This is a genomic window from Nonomuraea muscovyensis (assembly GCF_014207745.1).
GTDB lineage: Bacteria > Actinomycetota > Actinomycetes > Streptosporangiales > Streptosporangiaceae > Nonomuraea > Nonomuraea muscovyensis.
The window spans coordinates 419,538-443,661 of record NZ_JACHJB010000001.1 but is presented as its reverse complement, the minus strand read 5'-3'; the positions used below and the strand labels follow the sequence as shown (position 1 = coordinate 443,661).

General features: G+C 72.5%; 15 protein-coding genes. 9 read left to right on the top strand and 6 right to left on the bottom strand.

Features of this window, described 5'->3' with window-relative positions; all coding sequences use genetic code 11:
• Positions 1-67 precede the first annotated feature (67 nt).
• Positions 68-1,039 (bottom strand): LysR family transcriptional regulator, encoded by a 972-nt coding sequence (locus FHU36_RS02105; RefSeq protein WP_185082114.1) that lies wholly within the window; start codon positions 1,037-1,039, stop codon positions 68-70.
• Positions 1,040-1,115: 76 nt separating this feature from the next.
• Between FHU36_RS02105 and FHU36_RS02100 the strand changes: the two genes are divergently transcribed.
• A complete protein-coding gene (locus tag FHU36_RS02100; protein WP_185082113.1) occupies positions 1,116-1,808 on the top strand; it encodes an aspartate/glutamate racemase family protein in 693 nt (230 codons plus the stop codon).
• On the opposite strand, the gene FHU36_RS02095 is transcribed toward FHU36_RS02100, so the two are convergent.
• From FHU36_RS02095 to FHU36_RS02085, 3 genes are read right to left on the bottom strand one after another with little or no spacing between them, the layout of a single operon-like run.
• On the bottom strand, positions 1,801-2,367 hold the full coding sequence (locus tag FHU36_RS02095; RefSeq protein ID WP_185082112.1) for a TetR/AcrR family transcriptional regulator: 567 nt from the start codon (positions 2,365-2,367) through the stop codon (positions 1,801-1,803). The genes FHU36_RS02100 and FHU36_RS02095 overlap by 8 nt on opposite strands.
• Positions 2,364-4,475, bottom strand: coding sequence for a YhgE/Pip family protein (locus tag FHU36_RS02090; RefSeq protein ID WP_246501921.1), 2,112 nt, complete (start codon positions 4,473-4,475; stop codon positions 2,364-2,366). Before FHU36_RS02090 ends, FHU36_RS02095 begins: the two co-directional genes overlap by 4 nt.
• 8 nt (positions 4,476-4,483) lie before the next feature.
• The gene (locus FHU36_RS02085) at positions 4,484-5,038 is read right to left on the bottom strand and encodes an ABC transporter ATP-binding protein (protein ID WP_185082110.1); all 555 of its coding nucleotides are present in this window, start codon (positions 5,036-5,038) and stop codon (positions 4,484-4,486) included.
• A gap of 277 nt (positions 5,039-5,315) precedes the next feature.
• Between FHU36_RS02085 and gltB the strand changes: the two genes are divergently transcribed.
• Both gltB and FHU36_RS02075 read left to right on the top strand, forming a co-directional pair.
• Positions 5,316-9,824: a glutamate synthase large subunit gene (gene gltB, locus FHU36_RS02080; RefSeq protein ID WP_185082109.1), complete on the top strand. Its 4,509-nt coding sequence runs from the start codon at positions 5,316-5,318 to the stop codon at positions 9,822-9,824.
• 14 nt (positions 9,825-9,838) lie between these two features.
• Entirely contained in the window at positions 9,839-11,317 is a 1,479-nt protein-coding gene (locus FHU36_RS02075) for a glutamate synthase subunit beta (RefSeq protein ID WP_185082108.1), read from the top strand.
• A gap of 76 nt (positions 11,318-11,393) precedes the next feature.
• Here FHU36_RS02075 and FHU36_RS02070 read toward each other — a convergent pair whose 3' ends face one another.
• Positions 11,394-12,473 (bottom strand): pectate lyase family protein, encoded by a 1,080-nt coding sequence (locus FHU36_RS02070; protein ID WP_185082107.1) that lies wholly within the window; start codon positions 12,471-12,473, stop codon positions 11,394-11,396.
• 238 nt (positions 12,474-12,711) lie between these two features.
• On the opposite strand from FHU36_RS02070, the gene FHU36_RS02065 reads away from it, so the two are divergent.
• The 4 genes from FHU36_RS02065 to FHU36_RS02050 all read left to right on the top strand — a co-directional run bounded on the left by FHU36_RS02065 (position 12,712) and on the right by FHU36_RS02050 (position 20,189).
• Positions 12,712-13,911, top strand: coding sequence for a cytochrome P450 (locus FHU36_RS02065; RefSeq protein WP_312891393.1), 1,200 nt, complete (start codon positions 12,712-12,714; stop codon positions 13,909-13,911).
• A gap of 89 nt (positions 13,912-14,000) precedes the next feature.
• Positions 14,001-15,704 carry a S8 family peptidase gene (locus FHU36_RS02060; protein ID WP_185082106.1) on the top strand — a complete coding sequence of 568 codons (1,704 nt, stop codon included), beginning with the start codon at positions 14,001-14,003 and terminating at the stop codon, positions 15,702-15,704.
• 141 nt (positions 15,705-15,845) lie between these two features.
• Positions 15,846-17,276, top strand: coding sequence for a pyruvate kinase (pyk, locus tag FHU36_RS02055; RefSeq protein WP_185082105.1), 1,431 nt, complete (start codon positions 15,846-15,848; stop codon positions 17,274-17,276).
• A gap of 648 nt (positions 17,277-17,924) precedes the next feature.
• Positions 17,925-20,189, top strand: coding sequence for a transglycosylase domain-containing protein (locus tag FHU36_RS02050; RefSeq protein WP_185082104.1), 2,265 nt, complete (start codon positions 17,925-17,927; stop codon positions 20,187-20,189).
• A 375-nt stretch (positions 20,190-20,564) separates the two neighbouring features.
• On the opposite strand, the gene FHU36_RS02045 is transcribed toward FHU36_RS02050, so the two are convergent.
• Positions 20,565-22,028: a nitronate monooxygenase gene (locus FHU36_RS02045; RefSeq protein ID WP_246501920.1), complete on the bottom strand. Its 1,464-nt coding sequence runs from the start codon at positions 22,026-22,028 to the stop codon at positions 20,565-20,567.
• Between the two features lie 174 nt (positions 22,029-22,202).
• Here FHU36_RS02045 and FHU36_RS02040 point away from each other — a divergent pair, with 174 nt between their 5' ends.
• Positions 22,203-22,682 (top strand): RrF2 family transcriptional regulator, encoded by a 480-nt coding sequence (locus tag FHU36_RS02040; RefSeq protein WP_185082103.1) that lies wholly within the window; start codon positions 22,203-22,205, stop codon positions 22,680-22,682.
• 65 nt (positions 22,683-22,747) lie between these two features.
• On the top strand, positions 22,748-24,079 hold the full coding sequence (locus FHU36_RS02035; protein WP_185082102.1) for a globin domain-containing protein: 1,332 nt from the start codon (positions 22,748-22,750) through the stop codon (positions 24,077-24,079).
• The last annotated feature ends 45 nt before the right edge of the window (positions 24,080-24,124 follow it).

Sequence of the window (24,124 nt, the reverse complement as noted above, 5' to 3'; positions counted from 1 at the left end):
GACCAGCACAAGACCCTGACCGATTCGCCGCGCCGCCTGACACGGGCCCGGTCGGCGTGCCGGGAGCCTACGTGGGGGTGTGGTCGAGGGTGGGTGCCATGGTGTCGAGGAGGGCCTGGATGGCACCGCGGACGGCGGGGACGCGGTCGGCGTCGCGATGGTGGGACACGTACAGGATCCGGTGTCCGAGCCCGGCGACCGGGCGGACGGCGATGCCCGGGTCGCGTGAGGCGTCGAGGGCGAGCCGGGGGAGCAGCCCCACGGCCAGGCCCCGGGCGATCAGGGCCTGGGTGAGGACGTAGTCGTCGGAGCTGTGCCGGATGTCAGGGACGAAGCCGGCGTCCGCGCACAGGGCGAGCAGGTTCGCCGTGCACCGGTCGCAGCCGCCGACCCACTTCTCGCCGGCCAGCGCGTTCAGGGGGAGGGGCACGTCCGCCGGCTGCGCGTACGGGTGGGCGCGGGGCAGGACGAGCACCAGCGGATCCGCCCCGACCACCACCCGCACCAGATCCGAGGCGCCGACCTCCACCGGCTCCGGGCCCGAGGGGAAGCCGGCGCGGGGATGTGGGGCGGAGGTGGGGTGGGCGAAGGTCACGGCGAGGTCCACCTCACCCGCCGCCAGCAGGCCGAGGGCCTGCGGTGGTTCGGCCTCGCGGAGCCGGACATCGAGGCCGGGGTGGCGGCCCGCGAGCAGGCCCATCGCGGCGGGCACGATGGTGGCGCCCGCCGACGGGAAGGCGGCCAGCCGCACGCTCCCGGCACGGAGCCGCACCAGCGCGTCGAGCTCGTCCGTGGCCAGGCGCAGCCGGGTGGCGATGGCCTCGGCGTGGCGCAGGAGCGTCCGACCTGCCTCGGTGAGCTGCACGCCGCGCGGACGGCGCAGCACGAGCGGGGTGCCCGCCTGACGTTCGAGGTGGCGCAGGTGCTGGCTGACGGCGGGCTGGGTCCAGCCGAGCGACCGGGCGGCGCTCGCGATGGAGCCGGCCCGCGCGATCTCCCGGAAGATCAGCAGCCGTTGCACGTCCAGACCGGAGGCCATGCCATAAGTATTGCTTGGGTCCGCGCCAAGACCTTCAGGGCTACCTATGAGCCGGCCGGCAGGTCAGGCTTGCCGCATGAGACGAACGATCGGCCTGATCGGCGGCATGAGCTGGGAGTCCTCCGCCGAGTACTACAGGCTGCTGAACGAGGAGGCGCGGCGGCGGCTGGGTGGCCACCACTGCGCCAGGAGCGTGCTGCTGACCGTCGACTTCGCCGAGATCGAGGCGATGCAGCGGGCGGGCGACTGGGCCGGCGCGGGACGGGTGCTCGCCGAGGCGGCCACGACGGTGGAGCGGGCGGGCGCCGGCCTGGTGCTCTTGTGCACCAACACGATGCACCAGGTCGCGGACGCCGTCGAGGCGGCGCTGGGTGTGCCGTTGGTGCACATCGTCGACGCGACCGCGCGGCGGGTGGTGGCCGCCGGCCTGACCCGGGTGGGGCTGCTGGGCACCCGGTTCACGATGGAGATGGACTTCTACCGCGACCGGATGCGCCGGCACGGCGTGGAGGTGGTGGTGCCGGACGAGCCGGAGCGCACGCTCGTCCACGACGTGATCTACCAGGAGCTCACCCGCAACCAGGTCGAGAGCTCCTCCCGCGACGCCTACCGGCGGATCATGGCCGGGCTGGCGGACCGTGGCGCCGAGGGGATCGTGCTGGGCTGCACCGAGATCACGCTGCTGGTGGGGCCCGAGGACAGCCCCGTCCCGGTGGTCGACTCCACCCGCGTCCACGTGGAGACCGCGCTGGACCTGGCCCTCACCTGAGGCGGCCGTGCATCAGCTCCAGCAGCGTCGCGTGGGCCTGTTCCAGGGGGCGGTCGGGGTGGAGGGCCCGGCGTTCGATGGCGACGGTCAGCACCATGCCGAACAGGGCCGTGGCCGCGGTCTCCACGTCGAGGTCCGGCCTGATGTCCCCGGCGGCCACGGCGTCGCGCAGCACGCGGGTGTAGACGCCGAGGGCGTGCTCGCGCAGCTGGGCCACCGCCTCCTGCCAGGCCGTGCGCCACATCTCGGCCAGCAGCACCCGCGCGAGCGGCCCGTGCTCGTCGAAGAAGCGCAGCTGCCCGAGCACCACGTTGTCGAGCGCGGCGAGGGCGCTGTCGCCGGTGGCGGCCCGCGACAGCGCCTCGGCCAGCCTGGCGACCGAGTGCTCCAGCAGTGCGGCGAACAACGCCTCCTTGCTGCCGAAGTTGTAGAACACGGTGCCCTTGGCCACCCCGGCCCGCTCGGCGATGGCCTCGACCGTGGTGGCGGTGTAGCCCTGCTCGGCCATGAGGTCGATCGCCGCGGCGAACACCTTGGCCCTGGTGTCCTGCCGGCTCACAGCGACAGCTCCGGGTGCAGCCGCCTGACCGACCAGGTGCGGCCGCGCTCGACGGCGAGGGTGGTGAGCGCGAGCCCGGCGACGAGGAACGTGATCAGCACCCCGCAAGCCTGCCACACGACGGTGGGATCGCCCCCGCTGATCAGCCGGCGCAGCGCCGAGACCACCCAGCTCATCGGCAGCCACGGCGAGACGGTCTGGAAGAAGCCGGGCGAGGTCTCGATCGGGTAGGTGCCGGCGGCCGAGGTGAGCTGGAGCATGAGCAGCGCCAGCGCCACGACCCGGCCCGGCGGGCCGAGCAGCGCGTTGACCGCCTGCACCACCGCGAGGAACGCCGCCGCCGTCAGCAGGAGGAGCCCCGCGACGCCGGCCCAGTGCGCGGCCCGCATGCCGAGGCCGAACCTCATCACCGCCACCAGCACGACGACCTGCGCCGCGCCCAGCGCCACGGCGGGCAGCCAGCCCGACAGCGCGATCCGCACCGCTCCCGCGGTGCCCGCCAGGCGGCGCGGGTTGAGCGGTCTGAGCACCATGTACGCGATCATCGCGCCGACCCAGAGTGCCAGGGGCAGGAAGAACGGGGCGAAGCCGGTGCCGTAGTCGGGCACCTCGTTGTCGACCTGCTTGGCCAGGCGTACGGGGTCGCTCATCATGCCGGCGCGGGCCTCGCGCTCCTGGCGGTTGTAGTCGGGGATCTGCTCGGCCCCGTCGCCGAGTCCGTCGGCCAGGTCCTTGGAGCCCTCGGCCAGCCGGGTGAGGCCCTTGTCGACCCGGCCGGCGCCGTTCTGCAGCCGGTCGACGCCGGAGGTGAGCCGGTCGGCGCCGGCGCCCAGCTCGGCCAGGCCGCCGCCGAGCCTGGTGAGGCCGCCGGTGACCTGGGCGGAGCCGTCGCGCAGCCTGGTGGCGCCCTGGTGCAGCTTCCTGGCCCCCTGGCCGGCCTGACCGAGCTTGGCGTCGACGGTGTCGGCGCCGTCGGCGAGCTTGGCCAGGCCGGCGTCCAGCGCGTTCACCTGACGCCGGACCTCGTCCAGCCGGGGTCCCAGCTCGGGGGCCACGGCGGAGACCTTGCGGGCGGCGTCGGCCAGCTCGCGGGCGGCGGAGCTCAGCTCGGGGGCCTGCGGGTCGTCGATCCGCCCGGCCTGCTCGGCGACCCTGTCCGCCGCCTGCGCGACCCGGGGTCCCCACTCGTCGAGCACGGGGACGTAGGTGTCGGCGATCCGGTCGACGGCGCCGGTCTGGGCGTGCACCTGCTCGGAGGCCTGCCGGGCGCCCTTGCGCAGCTCGGCCGTGCCGTCGCGGCGCAGCTTGGTCAGGCCGTCGCTCAGCTCGCCGATGCCCTTCCTGGCCTGGGTGAGGCCGCCCGTGACCTTGGCGGAGCCGGCGCGCAGCCGCTCGGTGGAGGAGGCGGCGGTGTCCAGGCCAGCCGAGAGCCTGCGCGCGCCGTCCTCGGCGGTGCCGAGGCCCGTGGCCAGCTTGGCGACGCCGTCGCCGGCCCGCAGCGTGCCGGCGTGCAGCTCGCCGGCGCCGTCGGCGGCCTTGGAGGTCTGGTCGTGGATGTCGCCGATGGAGACGAAGACCCGGTCGAAGTAGTCGTTGATGACCGTGCGCTCGGCCGCCGCCCGTACCTCGTTGAACACCGCGTCGGAGATGCTGCCGACGATGTAGCTGCGGCCGGTGTCCACGCGCAGCCCGAGATGGGCGGGCGCGGGCGTGGCGCGGTCGTCGGAGGGCGAGGCGAGGCGGGCGCTGAAGTCGGCGGGGATCGTCAGGGCCAGGTAGTAGCTGCCGTCCCGCACGCCGTCGGCCGCCTGCCGCGCCGTCGCCTCGTGCCAGCCGAAGACGCGGCGTTCCCGCAGCTCGGCGGCGAGGTCGCGGCCCGCGTGCAGGGTCCGGCCGGACCGGGTGCCGGTGCCGGACGCTGTGCCGGACGCGGTGCCGGACGCTGTGCCGGTCAGGGTGGCGGGCCGGTCCTCCATGACCAGCGCGACGGGCACCCGGTCGAGGTTGCCCTGCGGGTCCCAGAACGACCACAGGTACAGTCCCGCGTACAGCAGCGGCAGCAGCACGACGGCGGCCAGCGCCATCCGGGTCAGCCTGGATCGCAGCATTCCTCGCATCACAGCTCCACCAGCCGGTCGTAACGGGCGGGCCGGAGCACGCAGGACGCCACCACGGTCCGGCCCAGCCCGCCCAGCAGGGTCCACAGCGCCTGCTGCCGGTCCGGCGGCAGCCCCTGGTCGACGTTGTCGGCGACGATCACTCGGGGGTCGTCGAGCAGCGCCAGGGCGACGCCGAGGCGCACCTGCCGTTCCCGGTCCAGCTCGCTGACGAGGGTCGTCTCCGCCGCGTCCAGCCCGGCCTTCCGCAGCGTCTCGCGGTAGGGCGCCCGCCGCCGTTCGCGCAGGTGCTCGCGGACCGTGAGCGACCGGTCGAGGTCGGTCACCCCGTCGACCAGCGCCAGCGCGGCGACCTTGCGGATGGCGCGCGGCCGGGTGTGGCCGTGCACGCTCAGCGTGCCCCTCGCCGGTCGCATCCGGCCGGCGAGGGTGAGGAGCAGGCTCGTCCGCCCGCTGCCCGCCGGGCCGGCGACGACGGTGAGCGTGCCGGGCCCGGCCGTGAACGAGACGTCCGCGAACACCCCCTCGACCGTCAGGCCCCTGGCGACGATCACGGCACCCCTCCCTCTCTTGAACTGACTGGTCAGTGCAAAAGATAGCGTACGCGCCAGGAAGGAGGAAAAGCCGTCGCGGCCGGGAATGGCGGGAGTGATTCCGCTGTTCGAAACGGAGAAGTCCGCATGTCAAGACGCTGGGAATGTTCGCAATACGGACAGAGCGGGCACCACTCCACGTAGGTGCGGTAATCTCTACGCACAACATGCAGCAGGGCCAACGTCGTCCCCGCCTGTTGAGCAGTTCTGAACAGACGAAGACGACGGGAGGGATTCAATGCCTGCTGCCCACCTCGGGTTCCCCGAGCCCCAGGGCCTCTACCACCCCGCCAACGAGCACGATGCCTGCGGTGTCGCCATGGTCGCCGACGTCGCGGGACGTCGCGGGCACGGGATCGTGGTGAAGGCGCTGACGGCGCTGCTCAACCTGGACCACCGGGGGGCCAAGGGTAGCGAGCCGGACACCGGTGACGGAGCGGGGATCCTGACGCAGATCCCCGACGCCTTCCTGCGTGCGAGCCTGCCCTTCGACCTGCCCGAGGCCGGCCGGTACGCGGCCGGCATGGCCTACCTGCCGGTCGGCGAGCAGGCTCGCGCGGAGGCCGTGCGGCGGATCGAGGAGATCGCCGCGGAGGAGGGCCTGACCGTGCTCGGCTGGCGCGAGGTGCCGGTCGACCGCGAGCTGCCCGGTCCCAGCGCCCGGGCCGCCATGCCGCACTTCGCCCAGTTGTTCGTGGCCGGACCTGACGCCGTGTCCGGGCTGGAGCTCGACCGCCTGGCGTTCTGCCTGCGCAAGCGGGCCGAGCACGAGGCGAAGGTCTACTTCCCCTCACTGAGCTCGCGCACGATCGTCTACAAGGGCATGCTCACGCCCGAGCAGGTCGAGCCGTTCTTCCCCGACCTGTCCGACGAACGCTACGCGACCGCCATCGCGCTGGTGCACTCGCGCTTCTCGACCAACACCTTCCCGAGCTGGCCGCTCGCCCACCCCTACCGCTACGTCGCGCACAACGGCGAGATCAACACGGTCAAGGGCAACCGCAACTGGATGCGCGCCCGCGAGGCGATGCTCGCCTCCGACCTGATCCCCGGCGAGCTGAGCCGGCTCTTCCCGATCTGCGACCCCGACGGCAGCGACACCGCCTCCTTCGACGAGGTCCTGGAACTGCTGCACCTCGGCGGCCGGAGCCTGCCGCACGCCGTGCTCATGATGATCCCCGAGGCGTGGGAGAACCACACCGAGATGGACCCGGCCCGCCGGGCCTTCTACGAGTTCCACTCCTCGATGATGGAGGCCTGGGACGGCCCCGCCTCGATCACCTTCACCGACGGCACCCTCGCCGGTGCCGTGCTCGACCGCAACGGCCTGCGCCCCGGCCGGTTCTGGGTGACCGCCGACGGCCTGGTGGTCCTCGCCTCCGAGGCCGGCGTGCTCGACTTCGCCCCCGGCGACGTGGTGCGCAAGGGCCGCCTGCAGCCCGGCCGGATGTTCCTCATCGACACCGCCCGCGGCAAGATCATCGAGGACGACGAGATCAAGGCCGAGCTGGCCGCCGAGCTGCCGTACGAGGACTGGCTGCACGCCGGCCTGGTCCGCTTCGAGGAGCTGCCGGCGCGCCAGCACGAGATCCCCACGCACGAGGCGCTGGTCAAGCGGCAGCAGACCTTCGGCTACACCGAGGAAGAGCTGCGGATCATCCTGTCGCCGATGGCCAGGACCGGCATCGAGCCGATCGGCTCCATGGGCACCGACACACCCGTCGCCGTGCTCAGCGAGAAGCCCCGGCTGCTGTTCGACTACTTCTCCCAGCTGTTCGCGCAGGTCACCAACCCGCCGCTGGACGCCATCCGCGAGGAACTGGTCACCTCGCTGGCCAGCGTGCTCGGCCCCGAGGGCAACCTGCTCGACCCCGGACCCTCCTCCTGCCGGCAACTCGTCCTGCCGTACCCGGTGATCGACAACGACGAGCTCGCGAAGATCATCCATATCAACGACGAGTCCGACCTGCCCGGCTTCCACCCCCACGTGATCTCCGGTCTCTACCAGGTGTCGGGCGGCGGCGAGGCGCTGCTGCACCGCCTGGAGGAGATCCGCGCCGAGGTGTCCGAGGCCATCGCCGGCGGCGCGCGCATCATCGTGCTGTCCGACCGCGGCTCCTCGGAGGAACTGGCGCCGATCCCGTCGCTGCTGCTCACCGGCGCGGTGCACCACCACCTCATCAAGGAGAAGACCCGCACCAAGATCGGCCTGGTCATCGAGACGGGCGAGGCCCGCGAGTGCCACCACATGGCGCTGCTCATCGGCTACGGCGCCGGCGCGGTCAACCCCTACCTCGCGATCGAGACCGTCGAGGACCTGGTCGACACCGGTGTCCTGCAGGTCGACAAGCGCAAGGCCGTACGCAACCTGATCAAGGCGTACGGCAAGGGCGTCATCAAGGTCATGTCCAAGATGGGCGTCTCCACGGTGGCCTCCTACACCGGCGCGCAGATCTTCGAGGCGCTGGGCCTGAGCCAGGAGGTCATCGACACCTGCTTCACCGGCACCACCTCCCGGCTCGGCGGCGTCGGCTTCGACGTGCTGGCCCGCGAGACCGCCGAGCGGCACCGCCACGCCTACCCGCGCGTGCCCAACGCGCACCGCAGGCTCCAGGTCGGCGGCGAGTACCAGTGGCGGCGCGAGGGCGAGCCGCACCTGTTCAACCCCGAGACCGTCTTCAAGCTGCAGCACGCCACGCGCACCCGCCGCTACGAGATCTTCAAGGAGTACACCGGCATGGTGGACTCCCAGGCCGAGCGGCTCATGACCCTGCGCGGCCTGTTCAAGTTCAAGAGCGACCGGGCCCCGGTGCCGATCGAGGAGGTCGAGCCGGTCTCCGAGATCGTCAAGCGGTTCTCCACCGGCGCCATGTCGTACGGCTCGATCTCGATGGAGGCGCACGAGACGCTCGCCATCGCGATGAACCGGCTCGGCGGCAAGTCCAACACCGGCGAGGGCGGCGAGGACCCCGAGCGCCTCTACGACCAGGCCCGGCGCAGCTCCATCAAGCAGGTGGCCTCCGGCCGCTTCGGAGTCACCAGCGAATACCTGGTCAACGCCGACGACCTGCAGATCAAGATGGCGCAGGGCGCCAAGCCCGGCGAGGGCGGCCAGCTCCCCGGTCACAAGGTCTACCCGTGGATCGCCAAGACCCGGCACTCCACGCCCGGTGTCGGCCTCATCTCGCCGCCGCCGCACCACGACATCTACTCGATCGAGGACCTGGCGCAGCTCATCCACGACCTGAAGAACTCCAACCCGCAGGCGCGCGTGCACGTCAAGCTCGTCGCCGAGGTCGGAGTCGGCACGGTCGCGGCGGGCGTGTCCAAGGCCCACGCCGACGTGGTGCTCATCTCCGGGCACGACGGCGGCACCGGCGCCTCCCCGCTGACCAGTCTCAAGCACGCGGGCGCCCCCTGGGAGCTCGGTCTGGCCGAGACCCAGCAGACGCTGCTGCTCAACGGCCTGCGCGACCGCATCGTGGTGCAGGTCGACGGCCAGCTCAAGACCGGCCGCGACGTGATCATCGCCGCACTGCTCGGCGCCGAGGAGTTCGGCTTCGCCACCGCTCCACTGGTCGTCTCCGGCTGCGTCATGATGCGGGTCTGCCACCTCGACACCTGCCCCGTGGGCGTCGCCACGCAGAACCCCGAGCTGCGCAAGCGCTTCAGCGGCAAGCCGGAGTTCGTGGTCAACTTCTTCGAGTTCGTCGCCGAGGAGATCCGCGAGTACCTCGCCCAGCTCGGCTTCCGCTCGCTGGACGAGGCGATCGGGCACGTCGAGCTGCTCGACACCACGGCGGCCGAGGGCCACTGGAAGGCCGGCGGCCTCGACCTGACGCCGATCCTGCACCGGCCGGAGCTGCCCGAGGGCACGCCGCTGCGCCGGGTCAGCGAGCAGGACCACGGCCTGCGGCACGCCCTCGACAACACGCTCATCCAGCTCGCCGAGGGCGCGCTCAAGGACGGCACCCCGGTCACGCTGGAGCTGCCGATCCGCAACGTCAACCGCACGGTCGGCACCATGCTCGGCCACCAGGTGACCAAGCGCCACGGCGGCGCCGGCCTGCCCGACAACACGATCGACATCTCCTTCACCGGCTCGGCCGGCAACTCGTTCGGCGCGTTCATCCCGCGCGGCCTCACGCTGCGGCTGACCGGCGACGCCAACGACTACCTCGGCAAGGGCCTGTCCGGTGGCCGCATCACCGTCCGGCCGCACGAGGAGGCGCCGCTCGACGGGCACATCATCGCCGGCAACGTCGCCCTGTACGGCGCGACCTCCGGCGAGGTGTTCGTCCGCGGCGTCGTCGGCGAACGGTTCTGCGTGCGCAACTCCGGCGCCACCGCGGTCGTCGAGGGCGTCGGCGACCACGGCTGCGAGTACATGACGGGCGGCCGGGTCGTCGTGCTCGGCCCGACCGGGCGCAACTTCGCGGCCGGCATGTCCGGCGGCGTCGCCTACCTGCTCGACCTGCGGGCCGAGCGGGTCAACCGGGAGATGGTCGCGATCGAGGAGCTGACCGAGCAGGACGCCGAGTTCCTGCGCGAGACGGTCGAGCAGCACTTCGCCGAGACCGGATCGCCGGCGGCCAAGGAACTGCTGGCCGACTGGCAGGCCGCGCTCGGCCGGTTCGGCAAGATCATGCCCACCGACTACAAGCGGGTCCTGGAGGCGGCCGAGGCCGCCCGCATCGAGGGCCGTGACATCGACGAGGCCGTCATGGCGGCCGCGGTTCAGGGTTAAGGGAGGCGTAACCGATGGCTGACCCCAAGGGGTTTCTCGCCTACGACCGCGAGCTGCCGGCGCGCCGCTCGGTGGACGTCCGCATCAGCGACTGGCGTGAGGTCTACCAGGACTTCTCACCCGAGAAGCTGACCAAGCAGGCCGCCCGCTGCATGGACTGCGGCATCCCGTTCTGCCACAACGGCTGCCCGCTCGGCAACCTCATCCCCGAGTGGAACGACCTGGTCTTCCGCACCGACTGGCGCGAGGCGATCGAGCGGCTGCACGCCACCAACAACTTCCCGGAGTTCACCGGCAGGCTCTGCCCGGCTCCGTGCGAGGCGGCGTGCGTCCTCGGCATCAACGCCGACCCGGTGGCGATCAAGCGGGTCGAGGTCGAGATCATCGACCGGGCGTTCGCCGAGGGCTGGGTCACCCCCCAGCCGCCCGCCCGCAAGACGGGCAAGCGGGTCGCGGTGGTCGGCTCCGGCCCCGCCGGGCTGGCCGCCGCCCAGCAGCTCACCCGCGCCGGGCACGACGTCGTGGTGTTCGAACGGGCCGACCGCATCGGCGGCCTGCTGCGCTACGGCATCCCCGAGTTCAAGATGGAGAAGCGGCACATCGACCGCCGGCTGGCCCAGATGCGGGCCGAGGGCACCGAGTTCCGCACCGGCGTGAACGTCGGCGTCGACATCACCGCCGCCCAGCTCCGCGAGCAGTTCGACGCGGTCGTGCTGTCCGGCGGCGCCACCCAGTGGCGCGACCTGCCGGTCCCCGGCCGCGAGCTGAACGGCGTCCACCAGGCGATGGAGTACCTGCCGCCGGCCAACAAGGTGCAGGAGGGCGACCTCGCCGTCTCGCCCCTCTCGGCCGAGGGCAAGCACGTGGTGGTGATCGGCGGCGGCGACACCGGCGCCGACTGCATCGGCACCGCGATCCGGCAGGGCGCCGCGTCCGTCACCCAGCTGGAGATCATGCCGCGCCCGCCCGCGTCGCGCTCGGGCAACCAGCCGTGGCCGACGTTCCCCATCCTGTTCAAGATGGAGAGCGCCCACGAGGAGCTGGCGGACGGCGGCGGCGACCGGGTCTACGCCGTCTCGACGACGGAGTTCGTCGGCGACGAGGCCGGCAACGTCCGCGCGCTGCGCCTGGTCGAGGTCGAGGGGCCGCAGAACGGCTTCAAGCCCGTCCCGGGCACCGAGCGGGAGATCCCGGCCGAGCTGGTCACCCTGTCGATGGGCTTCGTCGGCCCGGAGAAGGGCGCCCTGCTCCAGGACCTGGCCGAGACGGGCGGCGACGGCTTCTACGACGCCCGCGGCAACGTCTCGCGCGACAAGACGTACATGTCGAAGGTGGACGGCGTCTTCGTGGCGGGCGACATGGGCCGCGGCCAGTCGCTCATCGTGTGGGCGATCGCCGAGGGGCGGGCCGCCGCCTCCGGCGTGGACCGCTACCTGACGGGGGACACGGCGCTGCCGTACCCGATCCTGCCCACGGCGCGCCCGCTCGTCTGACGCGCGCCCCGACACGCACGCGGCGCCCGTCCGGACCTGGTCCGGGCGGGCGCTCGGCGTGTGCGGGAGCAGCCGCTCAGGCCGGGGTTGTGCCGTCAGAGGCGGGCTCGCCCGTCGTGATGATCTTCCCCGCGCCCGCGCCGGCCCGCACCGCCGCCGGGACGCTCTGCGCGGGCTCCATCGCGTACGGGTAGTACGTGCGCGGCTCCACGACCGTGCCCGCCGTCTCGGGGGTGCCGGAGCCGACGAAGACGTTGCCGCGCTGGACGGCCCGCCCCGGCCCGCTGTCGGCGTAGCCGCCGGCCGAGTGGAGCGGGTGCGGCACGTTCTCGAAGTAGTTGCCCTCGACCACGACCCCGGCGTTCTCCGTCGAGGCCACCCCGTACAGCTCGTTGCCCAGGAAGTAGTTGTTGAAGACGTGCACCGGCTCGGCGAACCGGACGCGCGGGTGCCGCTGGCGGCTGTGGTCGAAGAAGTTGTGGTGGATGGTCACCTTGAGCCGGCCGACGTCGGTGCCCGCCGCGCCGTCGGAGTGGCTGATCAGCATGCTCTTGTCGGCGTGGTCGAAGTGGTTCCAGGAGACGGTGACGTAGTCGGCACCGCGCACGACGTCGATCGAGCCGTCCACCGCGCCGGAGAAGGTGTTGTGGTCGATCCAGATGTGGTGCGACTGCTGGCCGATGTTGATGGCGTCGTCCTCCGCCCCGGTGAAGCGGATGTTGCGCACGATCACGTTGAAGGAGCGGTAGAAGTCCAGGCCGCCGCCGGTGATGTGGCCGGAGGCGCCCACGCCGACGATCGTCTTGTTCGGCCGCACGCCCTGCTTGCTGGTGATCGCGATGGTGCCCGCGACCTGGATGACCAGGGGTTCGAGGCTGTCGATGTATGCCAGGAACTCCTCGGCGTCGCGCGCGGTGACGGTCCGGCCGCCGGCGCCGCCGGTGGTGCCGTTCAGGCCGAGGGCGTTGACGGAGGCGAAGCCGATCGGCGCGTCGGCGGCGCCGACCCGCCCTGTGCCGGCCTGGTCGGCGACCTGCTTCGTGCCGGCTTGTCCGGTGGCGGGCCGGGCGAGGGCCGGGCCGGCGCCCGCCAGGGCGGTGAGGGCGAGGGAGCAGACGATCGCCGCTCGCCGTAGTGCCGTCGGGTTCCAGGGCATGGGGGCTCGCCGTCCTTTCGCGAACGGGAAATGGGAAAGCGTTTTCCCGATGTCTGCATCGTACGAGGGCGCCGGTCCGGCGACGAACGCCCCCGTGGTTGCGGCCGCCCGCATGGGGGCTTCGCGGCCCGGCCGTTTGCCGCCGACCGGTGGAAGGACGGGTACGCCGCCCCGATGGCGGCTGAAACTTTCACGGCCGACGCTTGTTAAGCTATCGCTTGCTTGGTTCGATGGACACGTGACAGAGCAGCCGGTCAACAAGGCCATCGATCTGGTGAGCGGGGAGTTCTGGGGCCGTGACCCGCAGGCGGAGCTGCGGTGGATGCGCGAGAACGCCCCCGTCTACTGGGACGGCCGCGTGTGGGGCGTCGCCTCCCACCGCGACGTCCGCCACGTCTCCCTGCACCCCCGGGCGTTCTCCAGCGCGCGCGGCATCCGGCCGGACGCCGCCGCCCTGCCCATGATGATCGACATGGACGACCCCGCCCACCTGCTCCGGCGCAGGCTCGTCAGTAGAGGGTTCACACCGCGCCGGGTCGCCGCGCAGGGCGAGCGCATCCGCCGGCTGTGCGACCGGATCCTCGACCGGGTCTGCGAGCGCGGCGCGTGCGACTTCGTCTGGGACATCGCCGCGCCGCTCCCGCTGATCGTCATCGGCGACGCCCTCGGCGTCGCCCCCGAGGACAGGGACGCGCTCATGCGCTGGTCCGACGACATGCTGCGCGGCCTCGTCGGCCAGGCCGACAGCGACCTGCTGGTCCGGGCCGCCGAGGCGTTCGAGCAGTACGCGGCCTACGCCGGCCGGGTCGTCGCCGACCGGCGCGCATGCCCCCGCGACGACCTCATCAGCACGCTCGTGCACGCGGAGGTCGCGGGGGAGCGCCTCGACCACGACTCCCTCGTCTACGAGTCGCTGCTCATCCTCATCGGCGGCGACGAGACCACCCGTCACGTCCTGTCCGGCGGCGCGTACCAGCTCTTCACCCACCCCGCGCAGCGCCACGCGCTCATCGAGGACCCGTCCGGCATCCCGGTGGCGGTGGAGGAGATGCTGCGCTGGGTCTCGCCCATCAAGAACATGGCCCGCACCGTCACGGCCGACACCGTGCTCGGCGGCCGGCGGCTGCGCGAGGGGGAGCAGGTGCTGCTGCTCTACCCGTCGGCCAACCGTGACGAGACCGTCTTCGCCGACCCGTTCCGCTTCGACGTGACGCGCACCCCCAACGACCACCTGGCCTTCGGCTTCGGCAGCCACTTCTGCCTGGGCAACAGCCTGGCCCGGCTGGAACTGCGCACCATGCTCGAACGGCTGCTGGCGCGCCTGCCCGACATGGAGCCGGTGGAGGCGCGGGAGCCCGCCTGCCGGCCGGCCAACTTCGTCTCCGGGTACGAGTCGATGCCGGTGCGCTTCACCCCGTCGCCACCGGTCGGCGCCTAGATGATCTTCCCGTGCCCGGCGTGAGTTGCATCATTGGAAAACTGCCGGGAAGATGCAGAATCTGCGCAAACGCGGCGGATGGGGGAAGAATGCGGCGAGTCGCGTCCGGCCTGGCGGCCCTGACCACGGCAGCCGCACTGGCCGCATGCGGGCTCGCAACGCCACCGGCCGCGGTGCCCGCCGCCGCCGCGGCCGGCGAGTACCTCGTCTTCTACGCCGACGGCGGGCGCGGCGAGGCGCTGGCCGCCATCGAGCGCGCCGGCGGCACCACGGTCTCCACCGACCTCAGGCTCGGCTACGCGCTGGCCAGGGGTGGGGGAGACGCCTTCGTGACCGCGCTCGGCGCGTCCCCGTCCATCGTCGGCGTCTCCACCGACCGGCGCATCGGCTTCGCCTCCGCCCACCCGGCCGCCCGCCCTGTGGACCGGACCGCACGTGCGGCCGGCCCGGCCGGCGGTGTGGCGGACCCCACGACGGGGCACGCCGCGTATCCCGACGCGACGGCGCTCGCCTCCGAGCAGACGGCCGGCGAGCCGCTCGCGGGCCGCCAGTGGGACATGCGCATGATCGGCGCCGACCGCGCCAACAAGAAGGCGCCCGGCACCCGGAAGGTCCTCGTCGGCGTCATCGACACCGGCATCGACGGCAGGCACCCCGACATCGCCCCCAACTTCAACCGCGAGCTGAGCCGCAACTTCGTCACCGACCGGCCCGAGGACCCCGACGGCGACACACTCGACGGCCCGTGCGAGGTCAGCGATTGCAAGGACCCCGTCGACCGGGACGACGACGGCCACGGCACCCACGTCGCCAGCACCATCGGCTCGCCCGTCAACGGCATCGGCATCGCGGGCGTCGCCCCCCGCGTCCAGCTCGTCAACATCAGGGCCGGGCAGGACTCGGGGTACTTCTTCCTCAAGCCCAGCCTCGACGCCCTCACCTACGCCGCCGACATCGGCGTGGACGTGGTGAACATGAGCTACTACGTCGACCCGTGGCTGTTCAACTGCGCGAACAACCCGGCCGACAGCAAGAAGCAGCAGCTCGAACAGCGCGCCATCATCACCGGCATGCAGCGGGCGCTCGACTACGCGCGCAAGAAGGGCGTCACGCTCGTCTCCGCGCTCGGCAACGGCGCCACCGACCTCGGCAGGCCCACGATCGACCGGGACAGCCCCGGCTACCCGCGCGGCCAGGAACGGGTCCGCAAGGTGACCAACGCCTGCCTGAACGTCCCCGCCGAGTCCAAGGGCGTCATCTCCGTCTCCTCCGTCGGCCCGTCCGGCCGCAAGGCCCTCTACAGCGACTACGGCGTCGAGCAGACCGACCTGGCGGCGCCCGGCGGCGACCTGCTGGACGGCAAGGACGCCTCCGCCACCCGCGCCATCCTGGCCGCGGTGCCGGAGGACGCGCTGCGCCGCGGCGGCAAGCTCGACAAGTCGGGCAAGCCGAAGACGGCCGACGTCGTCCGCGACTGCCGCGACGGCGCCTGCTCCTACTACCAGTACCTGGAAGGCACCTCCATGGCCGCCCCGCACGCCACCGGCGTGGCCGCCATCCTGGTCAGCCGCTTCGGCAAGCCCGGCAAGGGCGGCGTCGCGCTCGACCCCGCCACCGTCGAACGCCTCCTCTACCGCACCGCCACGCCCAGGGCGTGCCCCAGGCCCCGCGCGTACGGCTACAAGATCTACGGCGAGACCGAGAAGCACGTCTGCCAGGGCGGCAAGTCGAAGAACGGCTTCTACGGGCACGGCATCGTCGACGCCTGGAAGGCCGCCACCGTCAACCGGTGACGTGCCGTCGTAGGCTGGGCGGTGCCATCCGTCGCGACCGGTGTCGCAGGCCCGCCGACCGCGGCCGTGGACGGGACCGTGGCCACGCTGTTCTCCGTCATCGGTGACGCCAAGTGGTCTGTACCAATTAAGGTAGGACTCGTGACTCGTCGCGCGAAAATCGTCTGCACCCTCGGCCCCGCCACGTCCTCTCCTGAACGCCTGCGTGAGTTGATCTCCGCCGGCATGGACGTGGCACGGTTCAACCTGAGCCATGGTGACCATGACCTGCACAAAGAGGTCTACGACCGGGTCAGGGAGGTGGCGGCCGACCTCGGCCGCGGTGTAGGCGTGCTGGCCGACCTGCAGGGTCCCAAGATCCGCGTCGGCCGGTTCGAGGAGGGCCCGGTGCGGCTCGGCTTCGGCGACGTCTTCACCATCACCACCGAGGACGTCCCCGGCGACCGCGACCAGGTCTCCACCACCTACAAGGGCCTGCCCGGCGACGTCCGTCCCGGCGACACCATCCTGGTCGACGACGGCCGCCTGGTGCTGGAGGTCACCCGCGTCGACGGCCAGCGCGTCACCACCCGCGTCGTCATCGGCGGCATGATCTCCGACAACAAGGGCCTCAACCTGCCCGGCGTCAACGTCAGCGCCCCGGCGCTCACCGACAAGGACGAGGCCGACCTGCGCTGGGCGCTGCGCACCGGGTTCGACATGATCGCCCTGTCGTTCGTGCGCCGTCCGTCCGACGCCGACGTGGTCCGCAACATCATGGAGCAGGAGGCCGTCCGCCTCCCGCTGCTCGCCAAGATCGAGAAGCCGCAGGCGGTCGAGCGGCTCCCCGAGATCGTCGAGGCGTTCGACGGCATCATGGTCGCCCGCGGCGACCTCGGCGTCGAGCTGCCGCTGGAGCAGGTGCCGATCGTACAGCGGCGCATCATCGAGCTGTGCCGCGAGAAGGCCCGCCCGGTCATCGTCGCCACCCAGATGCTCGACTCGATGATGAGCGCCCCCCGCCCCACCCGCGCCGAGGCCTCCGACGTCGCCTACGCCGTCATGGACGGCGCCGACGCGGTCATGCTGTCCGGCGAGACCTCCGTGGGCAGCTACCCCATCGAGGCCGTCTCCACGATGGACCGCATCGCCTGTGCGGCGGAGGAGGCCTCGCTGTACGCCACCCACACCCTGGAGCGCATGCCGGAGACCACGGGCGGCGCCATCGCCCGCGCCGCCGCCGAGGTGGGCGCCATCGTCGGCGCCAAGGCGCTGGTGGCGTTCACCATGTCCGGTGAGACGGCCCGGCGCCTGGCCCGCTACCGCTCGCCCATCCAGCTGCTGGCCTTCACCTCCGCCCCGCACGTGCGCGGGCAGCTCTCGCTGACGTGGGGCGTGGAGACGTTCCAGGTGCCGTTCGTGCACCACACCGACGACATGGTGCGCCAGGTGGAGGCGTCGCTGCTGTCGCTCGGCCGCCTGGAGAAGGGCGACAAGGTGGTCATCGTGGCCGGCTCCCCGCCCGGCACCCCCGGCTCCACCAACGCCCTGCGCGTCCACACGATCGGCTCCGCCGTCTCCCACGCCAGCTGACGACCCACCCCGCCCGGCCGCAGCCACGGCCGGGCGAGGATTCCGCCGTGGGCACACGGCCCGGCCGGCGCGAGCGGAGGGCCGCGCCCGCCCTGTCGACTGGTGGCGCCTTCGCATGCGCCCACGGCTGTCCTTCGGCGATGCCCGGTTCCGCGAACCGCCCCTTGCTGTTCCTTGACGTCGACGGACCGCTCATCCCGTTCGGAGCACCCCGACACCGGGCAGCGCCGCAGCCGCTGCCGCCGGGTTCGCACCCGCTGCTCGCCAGGATCGACCCCCGCCACGGGGCGCGGTTGGCGGCGTTGCCGTGCGACCTCGTGTGGGCGACGACGAGATCGCCCACGTCGACCGCGGCCTGGGTGTCCGCACATCCCTCCGGGCAGGCTCTCCTGCACCGCGTCGACCCTCGTCGCGGCCTCACGCACGCCGACTGGCTTGCCCGGGTATAACCGGTTCTGCCCTGGAAGGGCGCGCTGACGTGTGCTGATATCGGTTCGAGTATCGGCGGGCGATACATATCAGTCTTGGACAGTATGTACGCGGCTGTGCTGTCATGGCCGCCATGTCCGGCCTGGGGGAGACCGTTCAGCAGCCGGACGAGGACCCGCCCTCGCCAGTGGGGCCTTCCCTCGTCGAACCGGAGGACTTGTGCGACCGTCCCGGCGTCCACGCGCCCGCACCGCCCGCGAGAGCGACCGGCCCGGCCCGCGCCGCTTCCTGCCGAGCTGGAAGATCGTCATGGCCGGTTTCGCGGTGATCGGGGCCGGCGTCTTCGGCATGATCGCCGTGGCCTACGCCGAGATGCCCGTGCCGACCCGGGAACAGGTGCAGGACAACGTCGACGACCAGGGCAGCGTCATCTACTTCGACGACAGGAAGGTGCTGGCCAAGCTGGGCGTCAAGCGCGTCCCGGTGAAGATCGGTCAGATCCCCCGCCACGTGCAGGACGCCGTGATCGCCGCCGAGAACGCCTCCTTCCGCGAGGACTCCGGCATCTCGTTCTCCGGCATGCTCCGCTCGGTGTGGAACACGGTCAGCGGCCGGCAGGTGCAGGGCGCCTCCACCATCACCCAGCAGATGGCCCGCAACTACTACGACGGCCTGTCCCAGGAGCGCACCGTCGAGCGCAAGCTCAAGGAGATCCTCGTCGCGGTCAAGCTCAACAAGGAGCTGTCCAAGGACCAGATCCTCGAGCAGTACCTCAACACCATCTACTTCGGCCGGGGCGCCCACGGCATCGGCGCGGCGGCCGAGGCCTTCTTCGGGAGGAAGGTGGCGAACCTGACGCCCGAACAGGGCGCCTACCTCGCCGGCCGCATCCAGAACCCCGACGCCTTCGACCGGGCCGAGGCCTCGGGCGACACGGGCCCGACGGAGTTCCGCTACACGTACGCGATCGGCGAGATGGCCGAACTCGACCGCGCCACCTATGGCTCGCTGCCCGGCAGGTCGCCGAAGTCCCCCAGACGGGTGAAGAACACCACGAAGGACTACTACCGGGGCCTGAACGGCTACATGGTCCAGGTCGTCCTCGACGAGCTGAAGAGCCGTGGCGTCAGCAAGGAGGACGTGGACAAGGGCGGCTACCGGATCCACACCTCCTTGAACAAGCGGCTCATGGAGGCGGCGCGGGACGCGGTGGAGCGCCACACCGGGAGCCTGCTGAAGGAGATCCAGGCCAGCCTGGCCGTCGTCGACCCGCGCAACGGCCGGATCCGTGCCTTCTACGGCGGCGACGACTACGCCAAGGACGCCTGGAACGACGCCTTCCAGTCGCGCAAGCAGGCCGCCTCGGCCTTCAAGCCGTACGTCCTGGCGGCCTGGCTCGACCAGGGCTACAGCCTGCGCAGCTACGTCCCCGCCCGGAGCCCGCTGAAGCTGGAGGGCACCACCCCCATCAGGAACGACCACCCCTCCGCCGCCTCGGCCGTCGACGTGGTCGCCGCCACGGCGGGGTCCGTCAACACCGCGTACGCCAAGATGGGGGAGAAGGTCGGCCTGGACAAGGTCATCGAGATCGCCGCCAAGGCGGGGCTGAGCAGGCAGCGGCTGGAGCGCACCCGCGACGAGCAGAACTATCTGCTCACCATCGGCTCCAGCGAGGTGACCGCCGTCGAACAGGCCGGCGGCTACTCGATCTTCGCCAACGAGGGCAAGCACGTCCCCAACCACGTCATCACCGAGGTCAGGAACCGGGACGGGAAGCTCAAGTTCCCCGAGGTGAGGACCGCCACCAAGGTCATCTCGCCCGAGGCGGCCGCCGACGCCACCGCCGCGCTGCAGGCCGTGGTCAAGTCGGGCACCGGACGCGGCGCCGCGCTCCACGACCGGCCCGTCGCCGGCAAGACCGGCACCAACAACGACAACAAGGAAGCCTGGTTCGTCGGCTTCACCCCGCAGCTCTCGACCGCCGTCGGCATGTTCCGGCAGGAGTGCCGGACCAGGACCGGAAAGGTCGTCCCGCCGGTCCACGACAACTGCCCGGTGACCGACGGCAGGAGCATGCGCCACACTGACCGCAACCCCTACAGCCGCCCGTACGAGGTGCCGCTCGGCGCCGCGTTCGAGGGCGCCACCTACCCGGCCGCCATCTGGCGCACGTTCATGACCAAGGCGATGAAGAACCTGCCCGTGGAGGGGTTTCCGCCCCGCGCCGACATCGGTCTGACGGAGAACCTGGCGCCCGAACCCGCCCCGGCGGCCACACCCACCCCCGTCCCCACCCCTGTCCTCACGCCCGGCCCCACGCCGGCCCCCGCCGCCACCCCCACGACCACTACCCCCACGACCACCGCGCCCCTTGACGAGCCGTCGGAGGACGACGCCGAGTGCTGCCAGGACGACGTGAACGTCGACCCCGACCCGGACGCGCAGGGCGTCCCGGGCGACGACGACGCCACGACCAGAGGTTAGGACCCGCACGTGCGCCTTCGCGCCAGGGGACCGCGGCGTTCACGGCGCCGTCGTCGCAGCCTCCACGACGATGATCGCCGGTGCCGGCTGCGCCGTCCCCGACCAGCCTGCGGTCCCGGCGCCCGCTCGGCACCACCCGGTCCCGCCGCTACACCGCGAGCGACCTGTCCCGGCACTCTCCCAGTACCGAGGACCACGTGGGGACGGGGACGACGCCCGCCGGGACGGGACATGCCCTGCGGGTGGTCACGGCCGGGAACGCGCTCGGCCCGCACGACCGCGCCCGGCTGATCGGCTGGCTGCGCCGCAACGCGACGGGCTCGGCCGGATCCGCGCGGGACCGCCGAAGACCTGGGACGTCGGCAACACCGGCGGTCACTCCGCGAGCAGGCGCGCGATCACGTCGGCGGCGCCGTGGTCGTCGGGCAGCCCGTCCAGGAACCCCGTGTCCTGCCCGAGCGTGAGCAGCGGCGGCTCGCGGTAGCCGTCCGGGCGGTTCTGCCCGAGCCCGACCGCGGCGAGCAGCCCGTTGCACAGGCACTGCCGCCCGGCGGTCTCCTCTGCCGGGCGGCCCTTGCGAACGTAGGTGTCGACGGGCTCGGCCGGGCAGCGGTAGCCGATCGCGCCGTCCGGCTTGACGAACGGCGTGCGCAGGTAGCCCAGGTCGCACAGCCGGGACCGTTCCGCGTGGACGTCGGGATCGGACATCGTCCCCGGCACGTCCGCGATCTTGAACGGGAAGCCCGTGGGGGAGGCCCGCAGGTCGTTGCGTACCCGCAGCGTGCCCGCCCGGGCGCTCCGCAGCATCCGCTCCCGCAGCCCGGCGTCCAGCCCCGACTCCCGGCACAGCGCGAACGCCGAACCCACCTGGACGCCCGCGGCCCCCGCCGCCCGTGCCCGCGCCACCCCGCCGGGCGTGCCGTACCCGCCGGCCAGCCAGAACGGCAGTCCGAGCGCCACCAGACGCGCCGGGTCCACCTCGTCGCGCGGCCCGTACACCGGGTCGCCCTCCTCGTCCAGCCGCAGCCGCCCGCGCGGCGGCGCGCTGTGGCCGCCGGCCACCGGCGACTCCACCACGAACCCGTCCGGCCGGGTCGCCTCCGACCGCGCCAGGTAGGCGGCCAGCACGTGCGAGGACACGATCGCCAGGAACCGCGGCCGGGCCGGGGGCGGCACCTCGCGTCCGAGCAGCGCCACCGGGTCGAGACGGACCGTGTGCCGCCGGGCCGGGTCGTCTTCGCCCGCCACGGCGACCGTGAGCTCCGCCGCCCGGTGCGCCGCCAGGTCGTCGAGCAGCCGCGGGATCTCGGCCGGGATGCCGGCGCCGACCAGGACGTAGTCCACCCCGGCCAGCATCGCCCCGTAGGCCGCGGCGGGCGTGGCGAGCTGGATCTTCTCCAGGTAGTTGACGCCGACCAGGCCGTCGTGGCCCTCCTTGGCCAGGAACACCTCCGCGAAGTTCGCCGCCACCGTCAGCTCGTCGCGGGCCGGGTTCGGCCGCAGCCCCAGCCGGGGCACGGGCCGGTACGGCGCGCCGGCGCCGGCGCCGCCCGCCACGTAGTAGCGCCGCAGGATCCGCTCGGTGACCTCGGGTACCGGGAAGCTCGCCAGCGCGTGGCGCAGCCGGCCGTCCGGGTCGCCGAGTTGGAGCCGCCGCGCCAGAGTGGCGTCCAGCGCCGTCCCGGACACCACCCCGAGCTGCCCGGCCAGGGCGACGGCCCTGGCCAGCCGCCACCCGGACACCCCGACGCCCATCCCGCCCTGGATGAGGACGGGCGGCTCGGGCAGGTGGCGGCGGTCGCCGGCCAGGGGTTCGCTGATCGACTCGGCGGTGGACAAAGTGAAGACCTCCCTCTCCGGCCGGCCCGGTGGTGCCTGGGGTCCGGGCCGGCCCCGGAGGAGTCCATCACCGCGGCACCCTCCGGCCGTAGTGACGAAGGTCCCTGATCGAAGGGGCGCCCGGCCCTTTCCCACCGCTCCCGGCCGGAGCCCGGAACCGCCTACCGTAGGGGTATGCGGCTGACCGCCTTCACCGACATCTCGCTGCGCATCGTCATGCGGCTGGCCGTGTCCGGCCGCGACGAGCTGACGACCACCCGCGCGGTCGCCGACCTGCTCGCGGTGCCCTACACCCACGCGGCCAAGGCGGTGGCGCGCCTCGGCGAGCTCGGCCTGGTGGAGGCCAGGCGGGGGCGGGGCGGCGGGTTGCAGCTCACCGAGGCCGGCCGGCACGCCTCGGTCGGCGGCATCGTGCGCAGCCTGGAGGGCGGCGGCGACGTGGTCGGCTGCGACGACAGCCCGCCGTGCCCGCTGCGGGCCGCCTGCCGGCTGCGGTCGGCGCTGCGCGAGGCCCAGGAGGCCTTCTACGCCTCGCTCGACACGGTCCCGATCGACTCACTCGTGGCCTCGCCCACCGGCCCCGTGCTGCTGTCGCTCACCCGTCCCGAGGCGATGACCCCTCCCCGTGCGGAGACCGCCGAGACCGCTCTTTAATATGTATCTCAGATTCCAATTTTCCCTTGGGTCGGTCTTGGGCTGCCCTGGAGCAGGAGGTACACATGCTGTCCGTGGAGAGCGCCGCCGTCGTCCGAGCCACGCTTCCCGTCGTCGGCGCCGCGCTGGACACCATCACCGCGCGGTTCTACGAGACGATGTTCGCCGACCGGCCCGAACTCCTCGACGGGCTGTTCAACCGCGGCAACCAGCGCAGCGGCGAGCAGCGCAGGGCCCTGGCCGGCTCGATCGCCGCCTTCGCCGGCATGCTGCTCGAACGTCCCGACGAGCGGCCCGACGAGCTGCTCAACCGCATCGCGCACAAGCACGCCGCGGTCGGCATCACCGACGACCAGTACGTCATCGTGCACAAGTACCTGTTCGCCGCGATCGCCGAAGTGCTGGGCGAGGCCGTGACACCCGAGGTGGCGGCCGCGTGGGACGAGGTCTACTGGCTGATGGCCGGCGCCCTCATCGCCGCCGAGGCCCGGCTCTACGCCGAGGCAGGAGCCCGTCAGGGCGAGATCTGGCGGCAGTGGCGGGTCGTCGAACGGCGTGAGGAGACGGCCGACGTGGTCTCCTTCACACTGCGGCCCGTCGACGGCGGGCCCGTCCCGCCCGCCCGGCCCGGCCAGTACGTCAGCGTCCGCGTCGAGATGCCCGACGGGGTGCGGCAACTGCGCCAGTACACGCTGTCGGGGTTCGGCGAGGACGGCCTGCGCCGCATCACCGTCAAGCGGGTACGCGGCGGCGAGCAGCCCGAGGGGGAGGTGTCCACGCTGCTGCACGCCACGGTCAGCGAGGGCGACGAGCTGACGCTGTCGGCCCCGTTCGGCGACGTGACCCTCGATGACGGCACCCCCCACACCACCGCTCACGTCACCGGCGGGACCGCCCAGGAAGCCGCCGCCGGCAGCGCGGAGGGACTCGCCGCCGGGAGCACGAGGGGAGACGCCGGTGAGGGCGCTGACGAGGACGCGCCCCTCGTCCTCGTCTCCGCGGGCATCGGCTGCACGCCCATCACCGCGATGCTCCAGCACCTGGCCGACGCCGGCTCCGCCCGCCGCGTCCTGCTCCTGCACGCCGACATCTCGGAGCCCGCCCACGCCCTGCGCGCCGACATGGCCGCACTGGCCGACGCGCTGCCGGGCGGCTCGCGGGTGTTCTGGTACGAGGAGGCGCCGGAGGGCGTCACCGGCGGGACCGAGGGCGCCGTCCGGACCGGCCTGATGGACCTGGCCGGCCTGGAGATCCCCTCTGGGGCCGTGGCCTACCTGTGCGGGCCGCTGCCGTTCATGCGGCACGCGCGCGGCCAGCTCATCCAGGCGGGCGTGGCACCCCGCGACATCCACTACGAGGTCTTCGGCCCCGACCTCTGGCTGGCCCACGCCTCTTGACCCCGCCCCACCCGGCTGGCGCCGGGCGTCGGCCCCGGCGGGCCC